General features: G+C 45.2%; 8 protein-coding genes and 1 pseudogene. 4 read left to right on the forward strand and 5 right to left on the reverse strand.

Translation table 11 applies throughout. The annotated features are described in order from the left end of the window. Positions 1–13: 13 nt before the first annotated feature. Positions 14–1,372, reverse strand: coding sequence for a COG3014 family protein (locus OKC24_RS04065; protein ID WP_265464821.1), 1,359 nt, complete (start codon positions 1,370–1,372; stop codon positions 14–16). 365 nt (positions 1,373–1,737) lie between these two features. On the opposite strand from OKC24_RS04065, the gene OKC24_RS04070 reads away from it, so the two are divergent. Beyond that, complete coding sequence (locus OKC24_RS04070; protein WP_005013310.1) at positions 1,738–2,292, forward strand: YqgE/AlgH family protein; 555 nt, start codon at positions 1,738–1,740, stop codon at positions 2,290–2,292. Beyond that, the gene (gene ruvX, locus OKC24_RS04075; RefSeq protein ID WP_130144042.1) at positions 2,285–2,728 is read left to right on the forward strand and encodes a Holliday junction resolvase RuvX; all 444 of its coding nucleotides are present in this window, start codon (positions 2,285–2,287) and stop codon (positions 2,726–2,728) included. The genes OKC24_RS04070 and ruvX overlap by 8 nt, the downstream gene beginning before the upstream one ends. Positions 2,729–2,799: 71 nt before the next feature. On the opposite strand, the gene OKC24_RS04080 is transcribed toward ruvX, so the two are convergent. Genes OKC24_RS04080 through OKC24_RS04090 form a run of 3 tightly spaced genes read right to left on the reverse strand, consistent with a single transcriptional unit; the run spans position 2,800 to position 6,153 of the window. Then, positions 2,800–3,807: an HlyD family secretion protein gene (locus tag OKC24_RS04080; RefSeq protein WP_265464822.1), complete on the reverse strand. Its 1,008-nt coding sequence runs from the start codon at positions 3,805–3,807 to the stop codon at positions 2,800–2,802. 26 nt (positions 3,808–3,833) lie between these two features. Next, positions 3,834–4,037 carry a DUF1656 domain-containing protein gene (locus OKC24_RS04085; RefSeq protein WP_131276154.1) on the reverse strand — a complete coding sequence of 68 codons (204 nt, stop codon included), beginning with the start codon at positions 4,035–4,037 and terminating at the stop codon, positions 3,834–3,836. Beyond that, positions 4,030–6,153 (reverse strand): FUSC family protein, encoded by a 2,124-nt coding sequence (locus OKC24_RS04090; protein ID WP_131276155.1) that lies wholly within the window; start codon positions 6,151–6,153, stop codon positions 4,030–4,032. Before OKC24_RS04090 ends, OKC24_RS04085 begins: the two co-directional genes overlap by 8 nt. A gap of 480 nt (positions 6,154–6,633) precedes the next feature. On the opposite strand from OKC24_RS04090, the gene OKC24_RS04095 reads away from it, so the two are divergent. Beyond that, the gene (locus tag OKC24_RS04095) at positions 6,634–7,407 is read left to right on the forward strand and encodes an IclR family transcriptional regulator (protein WP_131276156.1); all 774 of its coding nucleotides are present in this window, start codon (positions 6,634–6,636) and stop codon (positions 7,405–7,407) included. Between the two features lie 196 nt (positions 7,408–7,603). On the opposite strand, the gene OKC24_RS04100 is transcribed toward OKC24_RS04095, so the two are convergent. After that, positions 7,604–8,227 carry an alpha-ketoglutarate-dependent dioxygenase AlkB family protein gene (locus OKC24_RS04100; RefSeq protein ID WP_130144048.1) on the reverse strand — a complete coding sequence of 208 codons (624 nt, stop codon included), beginning with the start codon at positions 8,225–8,227 and terminating at the stop codon, positions 7,604–7,606. A gap of 140 nt (positions 8,228–8,367) precedes the next feature. Between OKC24_RS04100 and OKC24_RS04105 the strand changes: the two are divergent. Further along, positions 8,368–10,077 (forward strand): annotated as a pseudogene (locus tag OKC24_RS04105) (ABC transporter ATP-binding protein); the annotation flags it as partial. Positions 10,078–10,120: the final 43 nt, after the last annotated feature.

Genomic DNA, 10,120 nt, shown 5'->3' on the forward strand with positions numbered 1-10,120 from the left:
CTCTAATTTAAAGTTAATAACTGATGGTGCTGATACTGGTGGTGATGCGTTCATTCACATCATTGACATAAATAAATACGGTTTGATTGGCCGCAATATCCAAGCTGACAGGTTCACTGCCCGCACTATTTTTAAAGATTTGCAGTTTATGCTTGCCAGGCGCGACATCAAAACGCGCGATTTGCGTATTGCTTGGCAAAGTTGACCATGCGCGTAGATCTGCACGCTCAGATGCAATATTCATCAAGTTGCCAGCCAGCTGTCCTAATGAGCCTAATTGCTGCCCCAACTGCTGCTGCGCGACATATTTGGCCGTAGCGCGCACAACTTGGCTGGTGACAGCCCCCACGGTTTTTTCTTTTAAATCTTTGACTGCTAGCGCACCAATATCATTCAGGACAAAGCTGCGCTGAGCCTTATTATCCAGCTTGATATTTAAGCTTTCTGGAGTTGCATAGGTGCTTGGCTCATACGTTGCAAATGCAATATTCATGATTCCATTAGGCATCGGCAAAGCAAGCTTATTTTCTACCTTCTTAGGCACAATGCCCTGCTCGATAAAAACAATCACAGGCACAGCGCTTTTGCCACGTGCAGAACTGCGATCCAAACGCTGCACATCTTTGGCTAAGTTAATATCCGGCTGCAATTCATATGCTTTTTTATAATCGACCAAGGCATCATTGGACTCACCCACCGCTTCCCACAAATTCGCTGCCATATAAAATGCATAGGCATTTTGATAGGTATTTTTAATTCGCCCCGCAATAGGATCTAAACCTGAAAAAGCTTCATCGATATTATTCTGCGCCGGGTTAATATTTTCTTTTTTGTTTGCTTTGGCGGTTTTTTTCTCTAACTCTCTTTCATGATCCACTTCAATTTCGCGTTGAATGCGTTGCGCAATGCGCATTTCAACACCAGCAGCTTCCTGATCTTTCAAGAAAATATAATTTTTTGCCTGAGAGATATGGGCAAGAACTTGTTCATAACGGGGAACATCGTAAGGCACTATCGAATCATTGCTTAACATCGAAAGCGCCTTGAAGCCAACCCGTGAAACACTCACCGTGGCGCGATTATTTTGAGCTTCCAGCAATTCAAAGGCCTTTTTATAAACCTCAGCGCTCTCTTCGTATTGATGGTTGACTTGCAGCAGCCGGGCTTTTTCCAAGCTATATAGCACGGCATCTTTAGATGATGATTTTTTATCCAATTTTTCTAAAGCAGGTGCTGAAATTTGACTATTCAGATTGCTTCTAAAAAGAGAACCATCTTCTTCATAGGTGCTAAATACCCCAGCCTGAACACCCATTGATAAAGACAATGCAAAACAGGCAGCCCCTACGTTTTTCGTTAATGCAAATTCCATAATGCGATTTTATTAATACAATATGTACAAGATTTTACAAAGCCTAAACAATAGTTTCAATATTTATCTTGAATATTAAAACAGTGATAAAAATCATGGTCATAATTTTAATTCAGCTAAAATGGCATATAATCACTTGTTCAGCGTATTTTCTGACATAATTTACTTAACTGAGCCAAAAGAGCCGACAATTTATTATTTTTTATCAACTTGTTTTTTGACCGCTTATCAACCAAAATTAAGCTTGAATTTTAAGTTTTCAACAGGCTTTGTTAAGAAAAAATTTATCGATTTAAATCAATTATGCTATTTATTATAACCATGAATATACTTAAAAAATTAATTTGAGCCGAAGGAGCTGCATGTTGAGCAAACAATATCTGACGCATCGCTGCCTGATTGCTCCGCCAGATATGCAAGATGACTTCTTTGCAAATACAGTCATTTACTTGGCCCGCCATGACCATGACGGCGCTCAAGGCATTATCATTAACCGGCCTTCAGGCATCCAAATTAAAGAATTGCTGAATGACCTTGAAATTGATGCGGACAATGTCAATCCGCATGCAGTACTGCAAGGCGGCCCCTTGCGCCCAGAAGCAGGCTTTGTCCTGCATACGGGCCAGCCGACTTGGCATTCCTCTATTGCCGTCGGTGAAAATGTCTGCATTACCACCTCAAAAGACATTTTGGATGCGATTGCGCACAATGAAGGCGTTGGCCGCTATCAAATTGCGCTAGGCTATGCCAGCTGGGACAAAAATCAGCTGGAAGCGGAAATTTCACGCGGCGATTGGCTGATTTGCGATGCAGACATGGATTTGATTTTTAATTTACCTTACGATGCGCGCTGGGATGCCGCCTATAAAAAAATGGGGGTAGACCGCATTTGGTTATCTTCAGAGATTGGACATGCCTGATTTAAATACACCGAAAATGATTATGGCGTTTGACTTCGGCACACAGAAAATGGGCATGGCGGTGGGCCAGTCCATGATTGAAAGCGCAAACCCTTTGGCGCTTTTTCCCATGAAAGACGGCATTCCCAATTGGGATGAACTGCTGAAAATCATCCAGCAGTATCAGCCGAATTTATTTTTAGTCGGCCTGCCGCTGAATATGGATGATACCGAATCTGAACTGTCTGCCCGTTCCCGCAAGTTTGCCCGCAGGCTGCGCCATCAAACCAATATTGAAACACTGATGGTGGATGAACGGCTGACGACCCGTGAAGCGCGCGGAGAACTGGAACATTATCAAGCACAAGGCCGCGGCAAAAAATTGGCGGCCGACAGCATTGCGGCGGCTTTATTTATTGAAAGCTGGTACCGAAATCCAGAAGGACTAACGCCGTAAGCGGCTGAGTGCTGAAGAACAAAAAAGCGTCCTTTCGGATGCTTTTTTGTTTTTGAAATGCTGAACCGGCCTTATTTTACGGCAGCATCAATATGCACCGTCGCAGTACGCCCTGCAACAAAAGCCAGCTGATTCCCCGGCATTTCATCCAAAGCGATTTTCACTGGAACCCGCTGCGCCAAACGCACCCAGCTGAACGTTGGATTGACATTGGCCAGCAGTCCTGTCGTTGAAGTCCGTTCGCGGTCTTCAATCCCGCTCGCAATCCCCTGTACATGGCCTTTGATTTTTTTGGAATCCCCCATCAGCTGGATAGTCGCAGGCGCGCCAATGTAGATTTTATCCAATTTGGTTTCTTCAAAATATCCAACAATGTACAGTTTCTGACGATCCAGCAGCGCAGCGACTGCCTGACCGACTTTGACATAATTGCCTTCCCGCAGTTCAAAATTGGAGAGCGTTCCGTCTGCCGGCGCCATCACTTCAGAGCGGTTTAAGTTCAGTTGCGCTAAATGCAGATTGCTGGCAGCTGCCTGAATCAGGGCTTTCTGCTGCACAATATTGGCTTGCGCCTGTTCGATGGCTGCGCCCATTTGCTGATGTTCCGCATGAGATTCATCCCGCGCTGCAAAGATCTGATCCTGTTCCTGTTTGGAAATGGCGCCATCCATCAGACTGGAATAGCGGGCTGCATTTTTATCCGCTAGGTTGATATTCGCCTGTGACTTGACCAGATTGGCTTTGGATTGGGCCAGTGCTGCTTCAGCCTCAGCTAAACCGGCTTTGGCTTTATACAGTTCTGATTTGGCCTGCTCTACATCTAGCGCTTGACGCGCCACATCAATTTTAAACAGCACTTGGCCTTTTTTAACCGACTGGTTATCCTGCACCAGCACTTCCGTCACTAAACCGGAAACATCGGAAGACACCTGAATGACATCTCCGCGCACACGGCCATCCCGTGTCCATGGCTCAGAATTGTAATAATTCCAAATATGGCGCACGACCAGTAAAGCCATCACTGCAGCTGCCAGCAAGAGAACGGGCCGCACATATTTACGCACATTCACAGATGTCATTTTTTCACCTCAACATTTCAATTTTTTTACAGTACAGCAGCATAGAGCCAATGCCCGCAGCCCAGCAGAATGATGTACAGGCACAGATAAAACACGCTCGGCATAGCAATCCAGCCCTGTTCGGCCCATTTATCTAAAAGCAGCATCAGCAGGCGCAGCACGGCATAGGCAGCAATAGCCTGTATCAGCAGCATGGGGACATATACCCCGTAAATATTCATCTCACCCATGCTGAACTCCTGCAGGCTCGGTATCTAATTTGGACGCTGCTTTCGATGGGTTGCCCGAAGCATTGCTCAGGACATGGCATAAACTGCTTTGGATATTGTTCAGCGACACCAGCAGGCGCTCTGCTATTTCAGCGTTGTCTAATTCATTGCCGCGCTGCTTCAAGAGCGCAATTGTCTGCAACACCTTATCTTTCAGCGGCAATTCAGGGCGCATCAATTCTTTCGCCCTGAAGTAATCATCCAGCAGCTGAAGCAAGTCGTCCAAGCCGGCTGCCAGTTCATGTTCAGCGGGAAATTCCTGCATCAGCTCCTGCAGGCGCGTTAAATCAACCACAGCGCTGGCCTCAATCAAGGCTAAATTAATATCGCGCTTTAAAGCTTCAGACTGCACAGCTTTGGTGTTTAAGATGCCGATCCGGTCAAGCATCGTGCGCAAATGGATGCGGAACGGCACGCTATAAGGGATGTACAGCGCTTGGCGGATCGCTTTGTAATGCATAGACAATATCCGCTGCACCGTCATTTCAGGCGACATTGCGCGCACCAAATGAATCACATAAACCGAAATAATCGGCCCGATGACCGTGCCTATCGACGCATCAAAAAATAAAACCTGATCTAAACTGTAGCGGTTCTGCAGATTCAGCCCCATGACGGTACCCATCAGCATCGGTAGCCCAATGCCGACTAAAGGCGGATGCGGAAATAAAAGCAGGCAGAAAATCACAAACGGCGCCAGCACCGCTGCCAGCTGCCAAAATGCAGTGACATGCGGAAAAATACCGTAGGCATAAATAAAAACCGCAAACGCTGCATAAATATTGCCGCGGATAAACATTTTTAAAGCAGGTACCGGGTTATCCATTGCCGTTAAGATGCAGGCGCTGATCGCGGCCATTTCCGCCAGCATGAATCCGGTTTTCCAGCCACTGAGAATCCAGAAACCGGTTCCAAGGATAATAATGATAAAAGCTGAAATTCCGCCGCGTACCGCGACGCCATGGTCGCGGTGCAAATTGGGATAACTTGTCGTCAAGGCGGTCACAGATTCCGGCAATATCGCATCGCCGCTGTTAATGCGCTGCCAGATCAGCTGAATCGCCCGGATATTCTGAATATAGTGCCGGACATCCATTTTCAGACCCGCTAGAATAATCTGCTGTTCATCCGACGCCGATTGCATCAGCCGATGAAAATCCGGTTCAAATTCAGGCGGCAGCAGGTTTAAATCCTGTTCCTGAATTTCCAGATCATCCTGCATAAACATCTGAATATGCGCATGAATAGAAGTCATTTCTTGCTGAAAGTGCTGATCTTTAAACGGCTCATCCAGCTGGTTCATCCGTTCCGACATGGCAACTAAATTACTTAGCAGCATCGTCATCTGATTCAGCATTTCCTGCAGCGGTTTGGTCATGCCTTTGAGCGTTGACTTTTCATAGCTCAAATGCACCGCCATACCATGAATGTCGACAATATCGCGGGCAAGGCTGCCTAAAGATTCGGCATAATGGCTTTGATGTTTTGCGTTCAGTAAAATTTTATTAAAAATATTCTGCGTATCTTGAACGGTTTTATTGACCCGCACCTTCACGGCTGGGCCGATGTGCATCGGAAAAATCGTCGTTGTCACAATAGCGCTGCACACCACCCCAACCGTAATTTCTAAAAAACGGCCGATCGCCATATCAAAAATTGAAATGCTGTCGATGTAATACACAGCGTTATAGGCAATAATGACCGTGGTATAGCCTGCCAGCATAAACACATAGCTTCGCGGTGTTCTGTCCAGCAATGAAAAATACAGGCACCACCCGGCCCAGGCGGCCAAAAAGAAAGTGAAAAGCCATGGCGTATTGATCAGTACCGGCGTCGCAATGACTGAAACAATGGCGCCGATCAGCGTCCCCAAAATCCGGTAAATGCTTTTTGATGAAGTCATGCCAGAATAAGGATTGGCAATCACAAACACCGTTCCAATCGCCCAGATGGGATAGGCCAGATTCAGCTCAAATGCGACATACAGCGCCAGCAGTCCGGCTGCAAACGTTTTAAACGCAAAAATCCAATCCATTTTATTTGGACGAAATGCGAGTAAAGGTTTAATCAGCAGCATATGGATTCTCAGCAGTAAATGAAGGCTTATTTTTGAGATGGCTTCATCGCGCCATTTCAATCAATCAAAATGACGTGTCCGCTGCCCAAAGGGCAAAGAGAGGAAGAATGCACAAAATAAGGGCGATGCGTGCTGAAAAGCAGAAGGTCATTTTCAGCATTGAGCAAAGGAAAACAGCCAAAAAAGAAACTTGCCCAAGGAAAGAGCAGATTAATTATTCATCATTGGATATTTTGTGTGTTAATTTTTTCAAAAAATCACATTAATGTCAAATAAAATATCTTATTTTGATAATTCAACCATTAATAATGTTTGAAAATGATCAATTTCATTCCTGTTTATCAGTATGCTTATGCAGCGCATTGAATGATGAGAATTGCCGCACTGCACGCATAAAAGTCCTGCAGAATCTTCAGCATTTTGTTATAAAGTCACTGTATATCTCAATTTCTGACTTTCAGTTTAACCAAGCAGGTTCATATGGCGCTCTCCAGTTTTGGTAAAATTCTCACTGTGCTCGATTTATTTTCAGTATCACGCCCAGTGATCAATGTAGATACCATCAGTGCAGAATTGGGCCTTTCCAAACCCACCAGCTACCGCTATCTCAAAGAGCTGGTTTCAGCAGAGCTGCTGCAGCGGCTGAGCGGAACTTCAGGCGATTACACACTGGGGTCCAAAATTGCCGTTTTAGATTATATTTCCCGCACCACAGACCCGCTGGTGCAGATCAGCATTCCGTTTATGCATGAAATTGTTGAACGCACCGAATTTTCTTGCCTGCTGACGCTGCTGAATCATGATTCCTGTATCGATCTGCATGATGAAGTCTTCAAGAATACCCTGCTGCTGTCGTATGGGCGCGGCTGTCCGCGCCCTGTCTTTGTCGGGTCTTCAGCCAAAGTGATGATGTCATATCTGCCGAAGCAGCAGATTCTGGATTACTACCAGCGTTATTCAGCCCAGCTTTCAGAAGTAGGTTTTGCCGATAGCGAGGATGATTTCCTCAATAAAATGAAGAAGATTAAAAAGCAAGGCTATTATTTTTCCAATGGCGAACTCGACCCGAATGTTGCGGGCCTGTCTGTTCCAGTTAAGTTTTCCAGTAAAGAGCCGCCTTTAGCGCTGACCCTGCTGGCATCTAAAAACCGCTTTGAATTTGTTAATTTACAAAAACTCATTGAAATTTTGCAGGAAAATGCCACTTTAATTGAAAAGAAGTTTATGACGCTGTCAGATCAGCCGAATATCTGACATCTGGCTACCCCAATAATTCATCCGGATTTAACAAATAAACACGTTGTATTTTAAATGCAATTCTCATAATATGATTATTGTTCTTCACAACCATTATGTTCCATGACATGCTGGCAACGACATGAAGACATCCCTCAGAAGCAAGAAGCTCATGATGTTCATGGGCTTTTTTCTTGCCTGAAATTTCTGGCTCTCATCCAGGGAAAAAATAGCGGAACGTTAGGTTAATCCTCGGATCCAGCACCTTGGCTGTTTTGCTGATGCAATGCTTCCAATATTTTTGCGTTTGTCCGCGCATCACAATCAATTGCCCGCTTTGCAGCGGCACATCAATATGTTCAGGCTGAACTTTATGTTTAAAGCGCATCTTGCGCGTAGCGCCAAAACTTAAGGATGCAATCACGGTTTCATGCCCTGCTTTCGACACCAAAGAGGGTTCATCATCGCTGTGCCAGCCCACAGCCTGCTGGCCATGCTCATACAAATTGGCAAGGCATGAATTGAAAGGATGGCCAATCAGGCCTTCTATGTGCTGTTTCAGCCGGAAAAGCCCCGAATTCCATGCCTGCGCCTGCTTCAGGCTGCCGGAATAACGGTATTGATAATGTTCATCGCCATACCAGACGACTTTACGCTCGGTAATATAATGCTGCCCATGCAAGACCACTTCATCCCGCTGCCAAGCCAGATGATGCAGAAAGTAGCGCAGATACTGATCGCTCTGCGCTTGATTTAAAATTAAGCCATAATCTTCAACAATGCCGTCACGCGGCAAAATATTGCCTCGCCGCTCTGGCTCAAATAATTCCAGCGTCATGGCCCGCACCCAGTCCCTGCATTTCAATCCATAGTGTACTGAAAAATGCCGCTTCACAAATTAATACAAAGTCTCAGCTTGTCGCTTTAAATGTTCAGGCTTAGACTCAGCAACAGGATTCACAATAAAAATAACTGCTTATGAATTTATGGCATTTGTTTCAAAAACTTCGGCCTTTTGTCCAGCCTTATCGGGTGCTGGTTATTGCCACCCTTATTTTGACTTTAATTGGCTCTCTCACCGCTCAGGTCAATGCGCTGACGCTGCAATATGCTGTCGACAGCATCAATAAACTGGTAGAAGCCGGCCAAGGCCTAGCAGCTGGCTGGCACATTCTGATCACCATTTCAGCGATTTTGCTGGGCAAGGAAATTTTGAATGCCTTTGTGCAATTTGGGCAAAAATTTTATGGGGAAAAACTGCGGATTTTTGTCTCTCAGGATTTAGCGCAGGGCATCATTGAAAAATTCCTCACCTACCAATTGTCCTTTTTCAATCAAGAAAATAATCAAGCCGGCAAACTGCAGACCCGTATTGACCGCGGCATCGGTTCTCTGACCCGCTTGGTGCAAATCTTCTTTATTGATATTTTACCTTTATTCACCAGCGCAATCGTGGCGCTGGGCCTCATGTTTTACGCCAACTTTTATGTCGGCTTGGTTGCGCTCAGCATTGTGCCGGTTTATTTTTGGCTGACGTATAAACAGACGCAGAAATTGGGCGGCTGGCGCCGGAATTTACGTGATGGCCGGGAGAAAAAAAGCCAAGGAATTCTAGGCATTATCAACTCGATTACGGTCATCAAATCCTTTAACCGTGAAAGCATTGAATCAGAAAAGCAGCTGAAACTGCAAAAAGAACTGACTGACAATCAAATGCAGACGCGTCAAGTCAGTTTTTTGTTTGATGGCCTGAAAACCTTTATTGAACAGATCGGTATTGTGCTGATTATCATCTTGACTGCTTATTTTGTTTTAGACGGCCAGATGAGCATTGGCATGATCATGTATCACGTCTTGCTGTTCAATAACGTATCTGCCCCGATCCGTTCACTGCACCGCATTTATGACGAAGTCAATGATGCCATGATTTACTCGGAAAGCTTCTTTAAAATACTGGAAGCCGATGATGAAATTGAATCAACTGGCCAGCAAAAACCGGCAATAAAAGGTGAATTTCAGCTGGAAAATGTCGATTTTTATTATCCTAATGGGCATCATGCGCTTAAAAATATCAACATGACCATACAGCCGAATAAAATCACAGCGCTGGTCGGTTTATCCGGTGCAGGAAAATCCACCCTCATCAGCCTGCTGGATAAATTCTATCAGCCGGACAGCGGGGCAATTAAACTTGACGGTATTGATGTTCAGGACATAGATACGCATTACCTGCGGGAGCATATTGGATTAGTTCTGCAGAAAAATCATATTTTCCAAGGCTCTATTTTTGAAAATATCCGTTACGGCAAAACCAATGCCCGTTTAGAAGATGTGGTTGCCGCGGCCAAAAAGGCCTCGATTCATGAGCAGATTCTGCAATTGCCGCATGGCTATGAAGCGGATGCCCTCATGCTTTCCGGCGGACAGCAGCAGCGGATTGCCCTCGCCCGCATGTTCTTAAAAAATCCGCCGATTATTTTTTTGGATGAACCGACCGCGAGCTTGGATGCGATTGCCACTGAGCAGATTAAGCACAGCTTAGATGAAATCAAGCAAGGCCGCACCGTGATTATGATCTCGCACAGCCTGTCGCAAATTATTGATGCGGATTATACCTATGTGATGAAAGAAGGCTATATTGCCGAACACGGTGAGCATGACGCGCTGTACCATCAGGAAGGCGTGTATTGTTAGAACCCATTTAAAGTGTCTATATTCTCACCAATAAAAA

Source organism: Acinetobacter entericus (assembly GCF_026168575.1).
Taxonomy (GTDB): domain Bacteria; phylum Pseudomonadota; class Gammaproteobacteria; order Pseudomonadales; family Moraxellaceae; genus Acinetobacter; species Acinetobacter bouvetii.